The organism is Chryseobacterium daecheongense (assembly GCF_003729955.1).
Lineage (GTDB): Bacteria > Bacteroidota > Bacteroidia > Flavobacteriales > Weeksellaceae > Chryseobacterium > Chryseobacterium daecheongense.
Map to the genome: position 1 here is coordinate 242,197 of NZ_RJTX01000004.1, position 19,394 is coordinate 261,590.

Consider the following 19,394-nt stretch of genomic DNA (forward strand, 5'->3'; position numbering starts at 1 on the left):
ATACTCTTTTTAATTGCATCCGCAACCACCACCTACTTTTCCGGCATTAGCTCCGGAAGAACCTTCCCGATAAGACTGAAAACTAAGCTCAGTTTTTTCAATGGTTCTGTTCCCCAAAACCATTTCGGCATCATTCAGTTTATTTTTTTCATATTCCTTTACCGTAGTACAGGAGAGAGAGGTAATAAGGCTCACAGCACAAATCCCTCTGATTATTTTTATGGTAATATTTTTCATTTAAAGTTGATATTTTGAGATGAGTAAATTTTGTTATCATCATCTATAATTATACATTCCAACTGGTGAATCTGGTTCACCATATTCAATGCAGCCTGGATGCCCATGATAGTAATGGGCGTAGCCATGGCATCTGCTATTTCAGCATTCGGGCAGATCACCGTTACACTTTTGATCCCGGAGACAGGCATTCCGGTTTTAGGATTGATGGTATGAGAATACTTCTTTCCTTCAATAGTTACAAACTTTTCATAGTTCCCGGAAGTGGCTACTGCCATATCGGTAATATTCATATAAGAAAACGGCTGTTTGGCATTATCCGGATCTGCAATTCCTATTGTCCATGGTTTCCCGTTAGCCTGAGTTCCCCATGTTGTAAGGTCTCCCGAAGCATTCACAACTCCGGAAATAACTCCTCTTCGGACAAGAACACGTTTCGCCATTTCGGCAGCATAGCCTTTTCCAATACCTCCAAAACCTATCCTCATTCCCTTTTCCTTAAGAAATACGGTTTGCATTTCACGGTTCAAAAGAACATTCCTGTAATCCACCAGTTTCAATTGGCTTAAAATAATTTCAGGGTTGGGAAGCTTTTTCATTTCACGATCGAAGTTCCAGAAGCTTTTATCAATACCTCCGTAGGAAATATCGAAATATCCATCCGTAATCTGACTGATCTTGAGGCTTCTTTCAATCAGATCAAATACCTCACGATCTACTTTTACCGGCATTATTCCGGCATTTTCATTGATAAGATGGGTCTGACTGCCTTCATTAAAAGTAGTAAGAAGCTTCTCAATCCTTTGAATTTCTGTGATGGCAGCATCTATATGCCTGTATGCTACAGACTCATTTTCTCCCACCACTGTAATTTCAAAAGCATTTCCCATAAGCCGCTGTGGCTTCCTGAATTCTTTTAGCATATTTATTTTTTTTGCTGATAAATGTCTTTGATCTCTTTACAAAAAGCAGATGCATTTTCCGCCGGCAATCCCTCCCAGGTTTTAAGAATCTTTCCTTGGGAATCTAATAAAAGAGTATACGGAAATAATCCTTTTGCATTGTATTGATCAGCTAACAAAGCATTTTCTTTTTTCATTTCCGGGGAAAGCTGATTTTTCTTATTTCTCGGGAAATCTGCATTAATGTAATTGATCACATTATCCGTGGATAGCTGTTTAAAATTTTCCGTATCAATAATATTCTTATGCAGTTTTATACAGGGGACGCACCAGTCTGAACCTGAAAAATTGAGAACAATAAGCTTATGATGATCAGCCGCATCTTTTTGGGCTTTATCAAAGCGGGATTGTGCATGAACGAATATAGAAAAAACAGCCCACAAGAAGGCAGAAATAATTGTTTTCATTATTTTTTAGATTATGGGTATAAATAAATAATAGGGTACGTATTCGAGTCTACAAAACACGTATTTAAGTTTCACTTAAATTGAAACTTATCAGATGTAAATACAAAATGTAATTTTATAAAAAAGATCAGGAGTTCCTGGGTGGCTCCCATATAGAATTTAGGTATCCGCTATTATAATAGGCATCATTGTATACCGGAATTTTACCATGACGCTCTATTTGTCTTGGTACATGATTACTGATATCTAAAGTAAATGATGATCCTATAATAAAAACCAATGTTAACGGAACAGAGTGGGCTATAAAAGGCAGTTTCCGGTCCGTTTTATAATCAGCATCTTTTACAGGATGGCAATAATGAGTTTTGAGAAAAGCCTCCAGTGTCATATCCGGATTCAACTTTTCGTGTTCCATAAAATGCTCAATAAGAACAGGCATCTTCAACAGCTGATATAATTCTGTTGTTGAAACCAGATAGAGTGAGAGTAATAATATGGAAATAAACTTTTTCACAAATCAAAATTAATAAATGTTTTTTCAAGAATGATTTTAAATAAGTCAAAAAAAATACCGGCATAAAACAGCCGGTATCAATGTTAGTCTTTTGTATTTATTTTTTGCTGAGAACATCCTCATATCTTTTGCTCACTTCTTTCCAGTTCAAGACATTCCAGATGGCAGAAAGATAATCCGCTCTTTTGTTTTGATACTTTAAATAATAAGCATGTTCCCAGACATCAATTCCTAAAATAGGAGTTCCCTTTTCCTCCACTACATCCATTAAAGGATTATCCTGATTCGGTGTTGAAGACACAAATAACTTCCCGTTTTTATCTACGGAAAGCCATGCCCATCCTGAACCGAAACGGTCTGCACCAGCTTTGCTTATTTTTTCCTTAAAAGCATCCATACTTCCGAAAGTTTCATTAATGGCTTTCAAAAGTTTTGCTGAAGGCTGGGTATTTTTTTCAGGCGTAAGAACTGTCCAGAAAAGTTCATGGTTATAATGTCCACCTGCATTATTTCTTATGGCAGGGCTCAGTTTTGAAACCTGAGAGAGAATTTGGTTGATAGTTTCTTTTTCCTGTGGCGTTCCGGCAATAGCTTTATTCAAATTAGCAGTATAGGCAGCTCCATGCTTTGAATAATGGATTTCCATAGTCTGTGCATCAATAGAACCCTCCAACGCGTTATAAGCATATGGCAAAGGAGTCTGTTTAAATTGTGCGAACATCAATTGTGTAGCAAAAACTGCGCTCAAAGCAGCTACTTTCAAAATCTTCATAATATTTTTGTTTTTTAGTTAAATAACTATTGTAATAGTTTTTTGATATCTTCAATTAATATTTCCCTGTCAGGATGATACTTTCCTGTTAATTGTGGAGTCTTCCCTTCAGGATCTTCATAGTTAAGCCCAGAGTAATATAAAATCGGCATATTATCTTTATTATACCTGCAACGGACATTTCCTTCTTTATCTACAAGCGCAATCATTCCGCTATGATTAAGGCTTTCTCCTTCATCTTCCTCATCTCCGACATAAATATTGAACTGATCTGCCAGATTTCCAATATAGGTTCTATCTCCGGTCAAAAAATGCCAATTCGGAGATTTTGAACCTACACTTTTAGCATGCTGTTTTAAAATTTCAGGAGTATCATTATCAGGATCGATACTGATGGAAATAATTCCGAAATCCGGACTATTGACTGCATCTTCGATAGCTCTCATATTGCTGTTCATCACAGGACAAATAGTAGGACATCTGCTGTAAAAGAATTCTACCAGATATACCTTTCCCAGCATATCTTTATTGGTGATTTTCTTGTTATTCTGATCCGTTAGTTCAAAATCCGGAACCTTCATTACTGTATAAAGATTATTCCTAAAATAGCCAGACGCTATTCCAACACCCAGAAAAATGATCGCAATGATAGCAATCGGGATAATGAACTTTGCTTTGGAGCCTGCATCTTTATTTTTGGGCATATTTTTCAGGATTTTTTTTGAACTCGTCTTTACAATAGACACTGCAAAAACCATACGTTTTATTTTTATACACTACAGTATCTTTTAAAAATTCTGCTGTTTTCATATTGCAGATCGGATCTTCCGCGTTCACGACCTTTACATTCTTTATATTTTCTTTTGAAGAGCTCATGCTCTTTTTATGCTTTACTTTAGGAGCTTCCTGCGCGCACGAGAATAGAGACATCGACAGCAAAGCCGTTATAATGATCTTAGATTTCATTAAAGATTTAAATTGAAATTAATAATAACGTGAAATAGTTTTGATTTTAGAACAAAACACAGGACCTGGGATTATTAATTTAACCTAACGGCGGATGAAAAATTTTAGCGGAATATTCTGAAAGGTGTATATCCGGATAAGCTGAATTCACAGTATCATTGGAATAATCCAATATTTCCGCATGTAAACACAGAGGATTTTCATGAGGAATAAAAACATCTAATGCAGAAATCTTAATTTGAGCTGTATTGGTGGTTTGCTTTTCGGTTTTTGCCAATTCCTTTTCAATGTAGCATTTACCTTTACAGGTGGATTGAGGCCTACTTCTGTTTTCACAAAGGTTTTTAGCAATATATTCATAATTGACCGCATAGTTTACCAATGGCAACACAGGACGTACTGCAATCATAAAAATGATGAATATGGATACAAAAAATTTCAATTTCTCAATTTCTGTGTAACAAATATAAGGCTCAATATTGTTCTATTTTATGATCCTGATGAAAGTCATTGATAAAGATAAAAGCATTGCTACATTAACAATGCTTTTATCGATTTATGTTAAAATTTCATTCGTTGAATTCGGACTGCATTCAGGATAGCGAGTAAAGCGACTCCTACATCAGCAAAAACTGCTTCCCACATTGTAGCTAAACCTCCTGCTCCAAGAATAAGAACCACCGCTTTTACTGCGAAGGCTAAAATGATATTCTGCCAGACAATTTTTTTTGTTTGTTTCCCAATATTAATGGCCATCGGAATTTTGCTAGGCATATCATCCTGAATCACGACATCTGCGGTTTCAATAGTAGCGTCGCTCCCTAATCCGCCCATAGCAATTCCCACATCGCTTAAAGCAACAACCGGCGCATCATTCACTCCATCACCCACAAAAGCCACACTCTGGCTTTTAGCTTTGATTTCTTTAACCTTATTGACTTTATCTTCAGGCAGCAAATCCCCATAAGCATTTTGAATACCCAATGTATCCGCAACATATTTTACTACTGAAGTTTTATCTCCACTCAACATGGTTGCTTTTACACCTAATGATGTAAGCTTATTGATTGTCACCTGTGCATCAGCTTTGATGCTGTCCGCAATCGTGAGATAGCCCGCAAACTTTTGACCATAGGCAACAGCAATCAATGTATAAACGATATTTTCAGACTTTATATCATAATTGATGTTGAATTGATCCATCAGCCTGAAATTACCTACCAGCAATTCTTTACCATTAATCATTGCTTTCAAACCGTGCCCCGGGATTTCTTCTACATTTTCCAACGGAATGGAATGATCAATTTCACCTACGTACTCATGAATCGCTGTAGCTACCGGATGGGTACTTTTGCTTTCCAATGCGTTGACCCATTTCAACATTTCATTTTTATCAAAATCCGGCTTGAAATCCACTTCCTGAACTTTGAAAACACCTTCCGTCATGGTTCCGGTTTTATCCATCACTACATTTTGCACATTGGCCAGAACATCCAGGAAATTACTGCCTTTAAATAGTATTCCATTTCGGCTTCCCGCTCCTATTCCTCCAAAATATCCTAACGGAATGGAAATCACCAAGGCACAAGGACAGGAAATCACCAGGAAGATCAAAGCTCTGTACAGCCAGTCTTTAAACTGATAATCAGCTACAAAAAAGTATGGCAATAAAGCAATTCCTATCGCGAGAAATACAACGATCGGGGTATAAACTTTCGCAAATTTTCTGATGAATAGTTCCGTAGGGGCTTTTTGAGCCGTTGCATTCTGAACAAGCTCTAAAATTTTGCTCAACTTACTGTCTTGATAAGCCGTTGTTACCTTTACCTGGCTCACCGTATTCAGGTTGATCATTCCCGCTAAGACGGTTTCTCCTTTTGTTTTGGTATCCGGTTTACTTTCTCCTGTAAGTGCTGCAGTATTGAATGAAGCTGTTTCAGAGAGTAGCTCACCATCAAGTCCCAGTTTTTCGCCGGATTTTAACTGAATAATTTCTCCGATATTCACTGTTTCGGCTTTTACGGTATAAGGCTGCCCATCTTTTAAAATAGTAACCTCATCAGGGCGCTGATCCAGCAAAGCTTTGATATTACTTTTGGCTCTTGTAACTGCCAAAGATTGAAATACTTCTCCTACTGAATAAAAAAGCATGACGGCAACCCCTTCAGGATATTCCCCGATAACAAATGCTCCTATGGTGGCAATTCCCATCAAGAAAAACTCGGAAAACACGTCTCCTCTTATGATACTTCCATACGCTTCTTTTAACACCGGAAATCCTACCGGAGCATATGAAACAAGATACCATACCAAGCGGACCCAACCGGAAAACCAATCCGGCTTTATATAATTGTCTAATGCAATCCCTATTAATAATAATCCAAAAGAAATGATAGCAGGAAGAAACATCTGAAATGTGGATTGACTTCCCGTATCATGAGAATGGCTGTGATCATGCCCATCTCCTTCTGTATGTTGTTCTTTTTTTGGTTTTGTACTGCAACATTCTTCCATAACTGATAATTTTAATCAAATGTAATTGTAAAACGAATGCAATACTATTGCAAACTTTCAAGACACTGTTCACAAATTCCCTTTGCAAAAAGCCTTATTTCATCGATCCTGAAATTCGTCTGAATATTTTCCGGAAATGAAATATCTTCCTTACACGTTGTCTGCTTACAGATTTTGCAATAAAAATGCAGATGCCAGTCTTTATGTGTTTGCTCATCACATCCATCATGGCAAAGCTTATATTTTGTAGTCGTGTTTTCCTGTATGCTGTGCACAATCCCTTTTTCTTCAAAGGTTTTTAAGGTCCTGTAAATAGTGGTTCTGTCCGCATTATCAAAATAATTTTCAATTTCGGATAAAGAAAGAGCCATTTCCTGTGAACTTAAAAAATCGTATACCAAAATCCTCATACTGGTGGGTTTGGTGTTTTTATCTATAAGTTTATTTTCTATTTCTTTTTTCATTTTTTTGTTTTTAATAGTGGCATTGTAAATTTCACATTTCATAATACAGATCGTTGATCCGCTTTTGTGGCACATTCTGCTCTCCTATCATTTGCCTTAAATTAATTTCTATGGTTTCGGCTATGGAAGTCATAGGGGTATCAACAGGCCGGTTTTCAAACGGGTCCTGCATAATGATGGATGTTTTTTCTATTGCAATAAACATCACCGGAATCAGGAAGGTAATAACTATCTCAACGATCAATTGGGAATCGTCCAACCCAAACGGAAGTATAACGGCAAATACATAAATGAGTACATGAACTAAAATACTGTATGACCTTGGGAAAACAGTATTCTTCAGTCTTTCGCATTTCCCCATACTGTCACATAATCTGGTCATTATATCATTCAGCTGCTTTTGCTGAAAATCGGTGAGTTGCCTTGAAGCGATCACGTCTTTCAATTGCATGGAATGTTCATCCAAAAGTGCATTAGGAATATTGAATGCCTTAATATCATGAGCATCTAAATATTTCTGTACTTTCCCAGAAAAAGGCAGTTTCCTCAAAGACTCTCCAAGCGCATACGTCCATATGATCTGTCTTTCGGCAAATTCTTTTATGGAAGGATCTCTATAAGGAAGGAACTGCATTATTAACCGGATAAAAGTGCGGGAATCGTTAACAATTGCACCCCAGATAGTTCTTGCTTCCCACCATCTTTCATAAGATTGAGAAGTACGAAAAGCTAAAAGGAGTGATACTGCGGTTCCTAAAAGGGCCGGTATATTTAACGGAAGGGATATGGTACGAAATATCGGGAGAAGATCCAGCAAACCTATGGATATTGCAAAAACAAGAATAAAGAGGATTTCAGATCTTATCTCGCGGATAAAATACCAAATCGATATTTTTTTATTTAAAAGCATAATGCTATTTTTATGTTAATAAAGTTATCAAAATCTATTGTCTTCTAAATAAGAAGTCGCCTATAATTTCGAGATAACATGTATTTGCAAAGGTTCCAAGTATCAGGAAATTAAGAATTATATGACCTGATTTAGAATTAATGTTCATGTCCTCCGGTATTCGATAATTTCGCATTAATAAAGAACGCTCCTTTTACGGCTATTTTAGCACCTTGAGGGATAGGTTTTACCGGCGTAATGGCAGTATACCCCATCTCTGAAGTCCCTTTTACCACTTCTACTCTTTCAAAATCAACAGCATTTTCATTCCCTTCTTGATGAGGCTTTTCTTGTTCATGAGATTCTCCTCCTTCTTCTTTTCCATGCTCATGGCTGTCTTCTTTTTTATGGGTTACCAGGAAAATATAATCTTTTCCATCTGCGCTGGTAATTGCTGTGTTGGGTACCGCAGGCATCAATGTATTATTCAGACTTACGATAGCTGTTGTATTCATTCCATCAATCAGTCCTGCTTTATTTCCTTTTACTTTACAGTGAACAGGAATCGTTTTGCTTTGATTTTCAAAAGCGCTTCCAATGCTGTAGACTTCAGCATCATATTCTTCAACCGGGTTATTGGTCAGGGTAAAATGGATCTTTTGGCCTGCTCTTATAGAAGGCAGATCTTTTTCAAAAACCTGTAAATCGAGATGCAATGAACTGTTATCCACGATTTCCGCAACGGGAGTTGACACATCAACATAGCTTCCTATCTGTAAAAACACATTACTGATTGTCCCGCTGATAGGAGCCGTAACAGCAAGCCCGGATCTCAGATTTTTATTGGAAACACTTCCCGGACTGATTCCCATCATCTGGATCTGTCTTTGTAAAGAGGCTCTTCTTGTTCGCAGTGTCTTTAATTCTGCCTCGGCATTCTGAAGGTTCTTTTTTGCACCTGCATTGTTATCAAAAAGTTCTCTTTGTCTTCTGTACTCCTGTTCCGCAAAAGTGATACGGCTGCCTGTAGTAAGGTAGTCTTCCTGAAGCTGTATAAACTCTGGATTGGCTATTGTAGCAATTACCTGGCCTTTTCTTACAAAATCGCCTACCTGCACATGTAAGGTCTTGATAACACCTCCATATAAGGATGTTGCATTAGCTTTATTATTTTCCGGGACACTGAGTATTCCGTTTGCTTTAATCGTTGCCGTGAGTTCTTTCATCTCAATCTGTCCTAAAACTATTCCCACAGCATTCATTTGTTCTTGAGTCAATGAAGCGGATTCAGAACTTTCATGCTCTTCGTGCTCCTCTGTTTTTTCTTTGTTTTCCCTGATTTCTGTTCCGGTTTCCTTCTTTCCGCAGCTGATCAGAAATAATGATAAAAGAATGACTATGATAATATTTGTCTTGAATTTCATTTTATTTGTTGATTATAGAGTTAATATTGATAACAGTCTGATTGACCTGCTGAATAGATTGAAGATATTTCAGTTCAATATCTGTTGCTGTTCTGAGGGCAAATAAATATTCCACATAGGAAATTTCCCCTGTTTTATATCCCAGCTGAGCTGCCTTAACAATATTTTTAGCATTAGGAACAGCTTGATTAAGATAGTATTCGTACTGTACAAAATCCTGCCGATATTGGCTCAACGAGTTTTTTAGTTGAACCTCCAACTGTTGCTGTTGAAATTTTGCATTGTTTTCTTCCATCTGCTTTTGGTATTCCAAAGACTTGATTCTGGCTTTGGTTGCTCCAAAAGTTAGTGGAATAGCCATACCTAGACTTACAGAATTAAATCTATTACCAGCTCCGAAATATTTTTCCTGCCCGTTCAGAGTATGAAAACCTATCAGAGACTGATTAGTATACCCAATACTGAAATCCGGTAAACCTTGTGCTTTTTCAACATTTTTATTCTTTTCCAGTACCTCCATGTTCTGCTTGAAAATCTGTACAGCAGGGTGATTGGCTAAATCTGTATTATCTAAAAGATCTTCGGCTTTTAAAGGCTCATAATTTTGAGAGACCGGAATAGAAATCTCCTCATCAGTATTTAATAATACTTTTAAATTTTTATATGCGTTATCCAGATATACTTTATTCTGCTGAAGCAAGAGATTGATTTCTCCTTTTTGGGTTTCCGCTGTATTAATCTCTATTTTCTTAATATCTCCTGCTTTGAATCTTATAGTGGCAATCCTTATAAAATCATTATATAAACTATCAAGATATTCAAGTTTAGACTGATTATATTGTAGATATTCTATCTGATAGAAATAGCTTCTTACCTGTTTGATCAATTCATTTTCCGTGGCTTTCTTTTCAATCTCTTTAGTTTTGATTTCTTCCTGAATCAATTCCTTTCTGGCTTTAAATAAAGTCGGAAAAGGGATGGTCTGGGAAATAGCAAATGACTGATCAAACTTCGGACTGTTGTATTGCCCGAGCTGTGCACTGAAATCCAGTTTTGGAAGTTCTTTAGCTGTTGGTTTTAATGCTTCTGATGATTGAACATTTAAATCTTTCGCTTTCAGGGAAGAATTATTGGTACGCATTAATTCTATAGCTTCTTCCAAAGATACCGTTCTTGAATTCTGAGCTTTGAAATTTTGTCCTAAAAACAAAAATCCGAGCAAAGCGATCACCGTAAAGGGCTTTTTAAGAAATTTTCCTTTAATTTTAGAATTGAAAATAATATACAACATAGGTAATACAAATAACGTGAGGAATGTTGCTGAAATCAATCCCCCGATGACTACTGTTGCCAGCGGCTTTTGAACTTCCGCTCCCGCGCTTGTACTAATCGCCATAGGTAAGAAGCCTAGTGAGGCAACAGTGGCAGTCATCAACACAGGACGTAGCCTTGTTTTTGTTCCCTCCATCACTCTTTTCATCACATCTGAAATGCCTTCTTTTTCCAACTGGTTAAAAGTCCCTATCAAAACGATCCCGTTGAGTACCGCTACTCCAAACAAGGCAATAAATCCAACTCCCGCACTGATACTGAACGGCATTCCTCTTAATAAAAGGGCAAAGACACCTCCGATTGCACTCATAGGAATGGCTGTAAATATTAAAGTAGCCTGTTTGAAAGAGTGGAAAGTAAAATACAGTAACATAAAAATTAAAAGCAGAGACACCGGAACCGCAATCATCAGTCGCTGGCTTGCTTCTTTTAAATTTTCAAACTGTCCGCCATACGTAAAGTAATATCCCGGTGGAAGCTTTATTTCTCTTGTAAGTTTATCCTGAATGTCTTTTACTACACTTTCCACATCTCTGCCTTTTACATTAAATCCAATAACAATTCTACGCTTTCCGGCTTCGCGGCTTATTTGGGCCGGCCCGAGTTTATATTCAATATTCGCGACCTGTGATAATGGAACCTGGGTTCCTGTATTTGTAGGAATCATGAGGTTGCTTACATCGTCAATATTGGTACGATACAAACTATCCAATCTCACCACAAGGTCAAAACGTCTTTCATTCTCAAAAATCTGTCCCGCAGATTTTCCGGCAAAGGCTGTGCTTAATACATCATTCACATCTTCTACATTTAATCCGTAATTGGCAATCCTGGTTCTATCGTACGTAACATTAATCTGGGGAAGCCCGCCTACTCTTTCCACCTGCGGCGAAGTCGCTCCGTCAACACTTTGGATCACCTTACTTACTTTATCTGCATATATAGAGAGGGTATCCATATTTTCACCAAAGATTTTTACTGCCACATCCTGGCGAATACCTGTCATCAATTCGTTAAACCTCATTTGAATCGGCTGATTTTTTTCAAAGAATACCCCGGGAATCACCTCTAGTTTTTCCATCATCTCATCAGCAAGTTCATTGTACGACTTTTTTGATTTCCATTCGCTTTGAGGCTTTAAAACAATGATCATATCTGAAGCTTCAGGAGGCATAGGATCCGTAGGGACTTCTGCAGAACCCGTTTTTCCAACTACCATTTTCACCTCATCAAATTGCTTGATGATTCTTGAAGCCTGCATGGAGGTTTCTATACTCTGTGACAGGGAGCTTCCTTGTGGTAAAATGCAGTGAAATGCAAAATCTCCCTCCTGTAGCTGGGGAATAAATTCACCGCCCATTTTACTGAAAATAAATGCTGATATACTGAATAAAAGAAGAGCTATTCCAACAATAGCATACTTGATCTTTATGGCTTTTTGCAATAACGGCTGATATTTTTTCTGTAACCAATTCATCATCTTATCGGAAAAAGTTTCCTTATGAGAAATTTTCTTTGAAAGAAACAAAGCACACATCATTGGAATGTAGGTAAGGGAAAGAATTAATGCTCCTAAGATGGCGAAACCTACTGTTTTAGCCATTGGTGAAAACATTTTTCCTTCAATTCCTGCCAATGTAAGAATCGGAATATATACAATAAGAATAATGATCTCCCCGAATGCTGCACTTCCCCTGATTTTTGAAGCGGATAAAAACACCTCTTCATCCATTTCATTCTGCGTCAGTTTCTGCATAGATTTCCGTACTCCTAAATGATGTAATGTTGCCTCAACAATAATTACGGCTCCATCCACGATCAATCCGAAATCTATGGCTCCTAGGCTCATCAGATTGGCACTGACTCCAAAAACATTCATCATTCCTAAGGCAAAGAGTAAGGATAATGGAATAGCGGAGGCAACAATCAATCCCGCTCTAAGATTTCCAAGGAATAGTACCAGAACGAAAATAACAATCAGTGCTCCTTCTATCAGGTTTTTTTCCACAGTACCAATAGCCCGATCTACTAATTCCGTTCTATCTAAAAACGGTTCTATCACCACATCCGGTGGTAAAGATTTTTGTATGGTTGGAATCTTTTCTTTAATTCTATTGACAACATCATTGCTATTGGCTCCTTTCAACATCATTACCACTCCGCCAACAGCATCTGTTTTTCCATTATAAGTCATTGCTCCATAACGCGTTGCATTCCCAAAACGAACATCAGCAACATCTTTTATGAAGATAGGTACAGTTCCGGTGTTCTTTACAGCTATTTTTTTAACATCTTCCAATGAAGTTGCTAACCCGATTCCACGAATGAAATAAGCATTGGGCTTTTTATCGATGTAAGCTCCCCCTGTATTTTGGTTATTTTTTTCAAGGGCCGTAAAAATATCGCTAACACTTACTCCCATCGCTTTTAAACGATTGGGATCCACCGCAACTTCATACTGCTTTAGCTCTCCTCCGAAACTGTTGACCTCTGCAATTCCTTCCGTTCCATAAAGCTGTCGGGCAACAATCCAATCCTGCATGGTCCGAAGATCTTTTGCATTGTATTTCTTTTCACTTCCCTTTTTAGGATGTAAAATATATTGATAGACTTCACCCAGACCTGTAGTTACCGGAGCCATTTCCGGTGTTCCAATTCCTTTTGGGATATTTTCCTCTGCCTGTTTTAGTTTTTCATTGATCAGTTGCCGCGCAAAGTAAATATCAACTTTATCTTTAAAGACAACGGTAATAACTGATAATCCAAACCGTGAAATACTTCTGGTTTCTTCTATGTCCGGAACATTGGCGATACTTTGCTCAATGGGAAATGTGACCAGCTGTTCCACTTCCTGGCCTGCTAAAGTAGGACATACTGTAATGATCTGCACCTGATTATTAGTAATATCAGGAACGGCATCAATGGGTAACCTGGTTGCGCTCCAAGCTCCCCAAATGATGAGTAACAAAGTCATTATACCTATAACGATCTTGTTTTTAATACTAAATTTTATGATTTTATCTAACACTATTCGATTTAATTTTTTATTGAAAATTCATGCTCAAATCTTAAAAAAAATTGAGCCACAAAAATATCACGATAAGCTCTGCAATGGAATTGCAAAGTTGTCAACATGACTTTAGAAATTTATTTTCTAAAAATCAATATCAATTAAATCTTAGGAGGTTGCCAGATATGGTCATACACCTGGTAAGCGAAATTGTTTTTCTGAAAAAGGATTTTTTTGGAGAAATACATTTGAACCTTCTCCGGTACATTAATCAATGGTTCCATTTTAAATGCTGCAACAGTCATCTGACAGCAATTACATATACATAATGGAGAACAGATATCCCCTTTATCTTTAGAATGGGATTCGTCAAAACTTAAAGAAACTTCTGTATTGGTTGATCCTGATTGCTTACGCACATCTGCACAGGGCATTAAGGATAATGCCATGAAATAGAATGCTAAAATCAATCTTAAAAGGTTCATATGGACAAAGGTAAAGTTTTTTTATAAACGAAAACTCGTTTTTTGATTAATTTAAGTCTAAAATAAAAGCCACTGCATAATATGCAATGGCCTTCTGGAATTAAAAAAAGTTATAGATTAGGATTATTTTCAATCTCTTTTTGTGGAATGGAGAACAGGTAATACCTGCTGTTCGGAGCAAATGCAGACTGATCAGGAAAGGCAAAAATGGTATGCCCTCTCCCATTGACTGTCTTTATGGTTCCGTTTGGTGTGGTTACCTGTACTTGTATGGGTTGCCCGTTGGCATTCACATAAGGTTTTCTTACTACAGTTCCTTGTGTTCTGATGATGTCTGACAATGAAAAGCCTTCTCCAAAGAGTTCTTTTCTTCGTTCAATTAAAATTTCTTTAATGACAGCATCCTGAGCAAGCGAACCACTGTAAACATTTGCATTTCTGGCTGCTTTCAATTGGTTTAAAACTAAAATTGCATTGGTAACATTTCCGTTTCTGGCTTCAGCTTCGGCTTCAATTAAATACATTTCAGCGGATCTCATCAATACGATATCAGCAATCAGAGTGGCTTTAAATTTAAATTTAGCATACCTCAAAAGGCCTTCTCTTCCGGGCAGTCCATCCCATTGGAATAATTGATAACGGATATCATTGGTATCAAACAGATCTTTGAAATAAGGATCAGCCATGAAGCTGTAATAATAACTCCCTGAAGATGACACATCAAGATAATGGAAGGCATAGCTTTCCCCGGATTGTTCCTGGGTCTGGCCATGGCCCCAAATCCATTCTCCGTTGCCTATATCATTGAAACCTTCTTTATATTTTTCAGGAGCCATTAACGGATATCCGACTCTGGCTTCTTTTGCCGCCGCAACAGCTTTAGGCCATTCTCCGGTATTTAAATAAGTTCTCGCTAATAATCCATTAACCACGGAACGATCTATTTTGTCCTTATTATTTCTGGTATAGTTTTGCAGTAAATTATCAGCATCCGTTAGATCACTTTTAATCAAAGTATAAATTTCTTCAAGACTTGCTTTCGGCTTTCCAACAGAATTTATAGTCGTAGGCTCCGTATATACCGGAACTGTTAATGCATTTTTATCTTTCAAATAACTGAATTGATAAAAGCTTGCCAGGTTTAAATAACAAAAAGCTCTGAGTGCTTTTGCCTGGCCTTTTACCTGATCTTTTTTCGTCTGGCTTCCTTCCACCCCATCAATTCTACTTATTACATTATTCATATTATTGATGGTAGAATACAGAGCATTCCAAATGAAAAGAGAACGGCTTCCGGTGTTATTCACCAAATCCGTGAATGCATAAGCCGAAGGAAAACCATACTTATTTGTTAAAACAGCTACGTCACTTCCCATAGCATCACTTGTTCTGAGCACCGTTGAATAACCTATATTGGCATATGTAGGACCATCATCATTCAATTTTGCCCAGGCTCCATTGATTACGGTTTCTGCGCTTTCAGCTGTTTTAAAAACTTCCGCTTCGTTGGCCTGATTGGTTGGAGCTGTTTCCAGATCACTTTCACAACTCACTATTGAAAGTGTAAGCAATAATGATAAGGACAGATATATTATTTTTTTCATGTTTCAAATTTTTAAAGATTATTAAAGAGTTGCCTGAAGACCGAAGGTTATTGTTCTCATTGCCGGATATCTGTAATAAGTGGTCCCATCTAATGTTTGTTCCGGATCCATTCCTTTATGCTTATAGAATGTTAACAGGTTTTCTGCCTGAAGATAGATTCTGAATTTTTTCAATCCTATCCTTTCAAAATAACCAGACGGTAAAGTATAGCCTAAACTTACATTCTTGATTCTTGCATATGTTCCTGAATACAGAAATCTGGAAGAAACCGAAGTCCAGTTATTGGTTGTTGTACTTAAAGCCGGAACATCTGTATTGGTATTTTCCGGTGTCCATCTGTTCAGGATTTCAGAGCTCCATGCTCTACCAGCTGAGCTTCCGTTATGCATTAGCATAGTATAATCGGTATCCAGGATTTTCCCTCCGATGCTGAATGTCAATAACCCTGAAAAATCAAAGTTTTTGTAATTGATACTGGTTGTAATTCCACCCATTAATTTTGGAAGTGAAGAGCCCTGTAATGTTTTTGTTGCTTTTGCATATTCTGAAGTAGTCCCTTCCACAGTATTTCCATTGGCATCCTTAGAAATAGTTCTCCATAAAGGCTTTCCATTACTCGGATCTACTCCTACCCATTCAGGAATGAAGAAATCATAAATAGAACCTCCTACCTGTAAAAGCTTTGTTCCGCTGACAATGGAGCCTTTCGGAAGTTTGGTGATTTCATTTTTCAAGGTACTTAAATTGACATCAACATCCCACTGGAAATCATCATTCTTAATTGGTGTTGTGAATAGGGAAAACTCAAATCCCGTATTCTTTAATTCTCCGATGTTTGACTGGAAACCGCTGAAGCCTAAAGATGGTGCTAAAGGCATTTCAAACAGAAGGTCTTTACTCTGACGCTGGAAGTATTCTACATTTCCTTTTATTCTGTTTTTAAGGATGGCAAATTCTAACCCGACGTTTAAATTGAGGTTGGTTTCCCATTTCAGATCCGGAGTAGGAAGTCTGCTTGCAACAGTTCCCGGTTCTCCAAGATTATTGTAAAATGCATATAAGCTTTGGTATGCGTAATAGGTACTTAGTTTATCATTTCCCTGTCCTCCATAACTCGCACGCAGGGTAAGCTGATTAAAAACATTCAGGTTCTTGATAAAATCCTCGTTTGACACCTTCCATGAACCTCCCACAGACCAAAATGTTCCCCATCTGTTATCCGGAGAAAATCTTGATGACCCATCTGCTCTTACTGATCCGGAAACAAAATATTTATTTTTATAATCGTATTCTATTTTCCCTAAAAAACTCAGTAATCCTAATTTATCACTATTCCCGCTAAAACTGCCTAATAAAGCGGCTGCATCCGGCTCATAATAATACGGAAGTGAAAATTGGCTTCTGCTTCCGGATATGGTTTGATATTCATAATGATAGAATTCCTGCCCGGCTAGAATGTTAAAGTGATGCTGGCTGAACTTTTTATCATAGGTCAAAATATTACTTGTGGTGTATGACAGTGTTCTTGAGTTGGTCTTGGTAACTGATCCCCCAATTTCGCTTCCCTCTCCTATCAAAGGATTTGTATAATAATGTCCATTATAGTTAACCAGGTCAATGGAAAAGCTCGACTTAAATTTTAGTTCAGGCAAAAAAGTAAAGTCTAAAAATCCTTTTCCCGAAAAATTATCTTCTCTGTTTTCATTTTTGTCTAAAGGTAAAGTGGCCGCTGCGTTCTCATTCTGCAATGCACTTGTAGGCCTGTATTTTCCGAAATCATAGATATAATTTCCATTGGCATCCAGTTTATAGCTTCCATCTGCATTCCTTTCATAATAAGGGTAGAAAGAAGGAATCACCCTAGCCGCATTAATGATATTATCCGTTCTGGAATCTGAAGAAGGAGGTGCCTGCTGTAAACTATTTGTATAGCTTAAATTGGCTCCTACATTCAACCATTTTTTTACTTCTGTATTTATTTTTAAACGGGTACTGTACTTTCTGAAACCGGATTCAATAGCGATTCCTTTATCGTCTAAATAGCCTAATGAAAAATAGTAATTGCTTTTTTCACTTCCCCCACTGAAATCCAGATCTACCTGGTTTCTTGAGGCCACTCTTTGCAGGATGTCTCTCCAGTCATCATTCCATAAAGCTTTTGCTCCAGGTAAAAGTTTTCCATCAGTTCCTACAGGTTTGGCATAACCTGCCCCATAAGGATTAATTCCCAATGAATTCACCAGGTTGTCCGTTGCCATCTGTGCTGCCTGCTGCGATGAGATCTGACTGGATTTATACCCATTTCTCAATGCCTCCCAATATAGCTCAAAATACTGATCCGTACTTACCTGTTCATAATCTTTCACCGCTCTTGTTGAGAATCCCTGACTGATATTGAAATTAATTCTCGCTTCTCCCTTTTTTCCGGATTTTGTAGTAATGATGATCACTCCATTGGCCCCTCTTGATCCGTATAATGAACTTGCTGTAGCATCTTTCAGTACACTTATGGATTCGATGTCATTAGGGCTTATGGAATTGATGTTTCCATCAAAAGGAATTCCGTCTACTACAAATAAAGGATTACTGGATGCACTTACCGATCCTATTCCACGGATTCTGATGGATGCTACAGAACCAGGTTGCCCTGAGGCACTCACCGCCTGGAGTCCGGGAACCTGTCCTTCCAATGCCTTTGTGATGTTCGTTACAGGTCTGTTATTGATTTTTTCACTGGAAATGGTTGCTACTGATCCTGTGTAACTTGTTTTTTTAGCTTTACCATAAGCCACAATAACCACTTCATCAATATTTTTCTCCTGGATTGTATTCTTGCCGGATTTTATCTCTTGACCTTGTAATCCTACCGCTCCTAAGAAAAATACAGCAGCTGAAGGCAGCCAAGATTTCGAAATAATTAATTTATTGCTAATCATAATCAATTTTATTTATCAAATATTAAAATTTAACCCTTTGCAGAAAAAACAACAAAGGGTATCCATAGATATGATTAACCTAATGCTTATTTTTCCTTTTAAAGGCTGAATGTAACACCTTGCGCATGCAGGTTGTTAAGATTTCGCAGGGTCAGTTCCCTCCATCTTTCTTTATAAGCCGATCGAAATATGTTGCAAAGCTAGAAACAAATAGTCTATAAAACAAGTAGACTTTTAAAAACACAATGTGAATCTTTATGAAAAATTAACTTAAAATTGTTTAAAATGCGATAAAATAGACATTTACAATCATTACCAAATTCTCAAACATGACAAAAATCATTAAAAATAATGCAATCTGTACCAAAGTATTCTTTTTTAAATTTTAAAGCTTCAATTAAAAAAATCTCTATTTTTATACTATGAAAATTTTAATTGTTAACGGTCCTAATTTGAATCTTTTAGGAACCAGAGAGCCTGAAATTTACGGAAGCACTTCCATGGAAAATTATATGGAAAAGTTGAAATCTGAATTTCCTTCTCATGATCTTTCCTATTATCAATCTAATATTGAAGGGGAAATTATTGACAGACTCCAGCAAGATGATTTTGATGCTCTCATCATCAATCCGGGAGCTTATACACATTATTCTTATGCTATTGCTGATTGTTTAAAGAATATCCAGAAGTCCAAAATAGAAGTACACATCAGCAATATTTATAAAAGGGAAGAGTTTCGGCAGAAATCGGTGACAGCAGCAAATACTGATGCCGTTTTATCTGGTTTTGGAATGCATGGCTACAGGTTAGCAATACAAAGTCTGACTGAAAATAAATAAATATAAAAGCCTCATCGTTGATGAGGCTTTTTGTATGA

Annotated in this window: 17 protein-coding genes and 1 riboswitch; of the genes, 1 reads left to right on the forward strand and 16 read right to left on the reverse strand. The window is 37.2% G+C overall.

Annotated elements, in window-relative coordinates; all coding sequences use genetic code 11:
- Positions 1-9 precede the first annotated feature (9 nt).
- From EGI05_RS14520 to EGI05_RS14595, 16 genes are all read right to left on the reverse strand, one after another.
- On the reverse strand, positions 10-237 hold the full coding sequence (locus EGI05_RS14520; RefSeq protein ID WP_123263754.1) for a DUF4266 domain-containing protein: 228 nt from the start codon (positions 235-237) through the stop codon (positions 10-12).
- Positions 234-1,160, reverse strand: coding sequence for an FAD:protein FMN transferase (locus EGI05_RS14525; protein WP_123263755.1), 927 nt, complete (start codon positions 1,158-1,160; stop codon positions 234-236). The genes EGI05_RS14520 and EGI05_RS14525 overlap by 4 nt, the downstream gene beginning before the upstream one ends.
- Positions 1,161-1,162: 2 nt before the next feature.
- Positions 1,163-1,606: a thioredoxin family protein gene (locus EGI05_RS14530; protein ID WP_123263756.1), complete on the reverse strand. Its 444-nt coding sequence runs from the start codon at positions 1,604-1,606 to the stop codon at positions 1,163-1,165.
- A gap of 127 nt (positions 1,607-1,733) precedes the next feature.
- Entirely contained in the window at positions 1,734-2,120 is a 387-nt protein-coding gene (locus tag EGI05_RS14535) for a hypothetical protein (RefSeq protein ID WP_123263757.1), read from the reverse strand.
- Positions 2,121-2,217: 97 nt separating this feature from the next.
- The gene (locus tag EGI05_RS14540) at positions 2,218-2,892 is read right to left on the reverse strand and encodes a superoxide dismutase (protein ID WP_123263758.1); all 675 of its coding nucleotides are present in this window, start codon (positions 2,890-2,892) and stop codon (positions 2,218-2,220) included.
- A gap of 26 nt (positions 2,893-2,918) precedes the next feature.
- Complete coding sequence (locus EGI05_RS14545; protein ID WP_123263759.1) at positions 2,919-3,596, reverse strand: SCO family protein; 678 nt, start codon at positions 3,594-3,596, stop codon at positions 2,919-2,921.
- A complete protein-coding gene (locus EGI05_RS14550; RefSeq protein ID WP_123263760.1) occupies positions 3,583-3,858 on the reverse strand; it encodes a YHS domain-containing protein in 276 nt (91 codons plus the stop codon). Before EGI05_RS14550 ends, EGI05_RS14545 begins: the two co-directional genes overlap by 14 nt.
- Positions 3,859-3,937: 79 nt before the next feature.
- A complete protein-coding gene (locus EGI05_RS14555) occupies positions 3,938-4,300 on the reverse strand; it encodes a hypothetical protein (protein WP_166668361.1) in 363 nt (120 codons plus the stop codon).
- A gap of 119 nt (positions 4,301-4,419) precedes the next feature.
- A complete protein-coding gene (locus EGI05_RS14560) occupies positions 4,420-6,372 on the reverse strand; it encodes a heavy metal translocating P-type ATPase (RefSeq protein ID WP_123263762.1) in 1,953 nt (650 codons plus the stop codon).
- A gap of 44 nt (positions 6,373-6,416) precedes the next feature.
- A complete protein-coding gene (locus tag EGI05_RS14565; RefSeq protein WP_123264375.1) occupies positions 6,417-6,836 on the reverse strand; it encodes a Fur family transcriptional regulator in 420 nt (139 codons plus the stop codon).
- Between the two features lie 31 nt (positions 6,837-6,867).
- Complete coding sequence (locus EGI05_RS14570) at positions 6,868-7,746, reverse strand: bestrophin family protein (RefSeq protein WP_123263763.1); 879 nt, start codon at positions 7,744-7,746, stop codon at positions 6,868-6,870.
- 137 nt (positions 7,747-7,883) lie between these two features.
- A complete protein-coding gene (locus EGI05_RS14575) occupies positions 7,884-9,149 on the reverse strand; it encodes an efflux RND transporter periplasmic adaptor subunit (protein WP_123263764.1) in 1,266 nt (421 codons plus the stop codon).
- Between the two features lies 1 nt (position 9,150).
- Positions 9,151-13,509 (reverse strand): CusA/CzcA family heavy metal efflux RND transporter, encoded by a 4,359-nt coding sequence (locus EGI05_RS14580; RefSeq protein WP_123263765.1) that lies wholly within the window; start codon positions 13,507-13,509, stop codon positions 9,151-9,153.
- Between the two features lie 143 nt (positions 13,510-13,652).
- A complete protein-coding gene (locus EGI05_RS14585; RefSeq protein ID WP_123263766.1) occupies positions 13,653-13,976 on the reverse strand; it encodes a DUF6660 family protein in 324 nt (107 codons plus the stop codon).
- A gap of 110 nt (positions 13,977-14,086) precedes the next feature.
- A complete protein-coding gene (locus EGI05_RS14590; protein ID WP_123263767.1) occupies positions 14,087-15,580 on the reverse strand; it encodes a RagB/SusD family nutrient uptake outer membrane protein in 1,494 nt (497 codons plus the stop codon).
- 21 nt (positions 15,581-15,601) lie between these two features.
- Complete coding sequence (locus tag EGI05_RS14595; protein ID WP_123263768.1) at positions 15,602-18,517, reverse strand: SusC/RagA family TonB-linked outer membrane protein; 2,916 nt, start codon at positions 18,515-18,517, stop codon at positions 15,602-15,604.
- 83 nt (positions 18,518-18,600) lie between these two features.
- Positions 18,601-18,697, reverse strand: a riboswitch (SAM riboswitch).
- Between the two features lie 242 nt (positions 18,698-18,939).
- Between EGI05_RS14595 and EGI05_RS14600 the strand changes: the two genes are divergently transcribed.
- Positions 18,940-19,356, forward strand: coding sequence for a type II 3-dehydroquinate dehydratase (locus tag EGI05_RS14600; RefSeq protein ID WP_123263769.1), 417 nt, complete (start codon positions 18,940-18,942; stop codon positions 19,354-19,356).
- Positions 19,357-19,394: the final 38 nt, after the last annotated feature.

Bases quoted from the DNA above. Each gene is read 5' to 3' on its own strand.
- EGI05_RS14565 (WP_123264375.1), bottom strand. From the start codon at position 6,836: ATGAAAAAAGAAATAGAAAATAAACTTATAGATAAAAACACCAAACCC.
- EGI05_RS14520 (WP_123263754.1), bottom strand. From the start codon at position 237: ATGAAAAATATTACCATAAAAATAATCAGAGGGATTTGTGCTGTGAGC.
- EGI05_RS14530 (WP_123263756.1), bottom strand. From the start codon at position 1,606: ATGAAAACAATTATTTCTGCCTTCTTGTGGGCTGTTTTTTCTATATTC.
- EGI05_RS14560 (WP_123263762.1), bottom strand. From the start codon at position 6,372: ATGGAAGAATGTTGCAGTACAAAACCAAAAAAAGAACAACATACAGAA.
- EGI05_RS14525 (WP_123263755.1), bottom strand. From the start codon at position 1,160: ATGCTAAAAGAATTCAGGAAGCCACAGCGGCTTATGGGAAATGCTTTT.
- EGI05_RS14550 (WP_123263760.1), bottom strand. From the start codon at position 3,858: ATGAAATCTAAGATCATTATAACGGCTTTGCTGTCGATGTCTCTATTC.
- EGI05_RS14575 (WP_123263764.1), bottom strand. From the start codon at position 9,149: ATGAAATTCAAGACAAATATTATCATAGTCATTCTTTTATCATTATTT.
- EGI05_RS14545 (WP_123263759.1), bottom strand. From the start codon at position 3,596: ATGCCCAAAAATAAAGATGCAGGCTCCAAAGCAAAGTTCATTATCCCG.
- EGI05_RS14570 (WP_123263763.1), bottom strand. From the start codon at position 7,746: ATGCTTTTAAATAAAAAAATATCGATTTGGTATTTTATCCGCGAGATA.
- EGI05_RS14590 (WP_123263767.1), bottom strand. From the start codon at position 15,580: ATGAAAAAAATAATATATCTGTCCTTATCATTATTGCTTACACTTTCA.
- EGI05_RS14585 (WP_123263766.1), bottom strand. From the start codon at position 13,976: ATGAACCTTTTAAGATTGATTTTAGCATTCTATTTCATGGCATTATCC.
- EGI05_RS14595 (WP_123263768.1), bottom strand. From the start codon at position 18,517: ATGATTAGCAATAAATTAATTATTTCGAAATCTTGGCTGCCTTCAGCT.
- EGI05_RS14600 (WP_123263769.1), top strand. From the start codon at position 18,940: ATGAAAATTTTAATTGTTAACGGTCCTAATTTGAATCTTTTAGGAACC.
- EGI05_RS14540 (WP_123263758.1), bottom strand. From the start codon at position 2,892: ATGAAGATTTTGAAAGTAGCTGCTTTGAGCGCAGTTTTTGCTACACAA.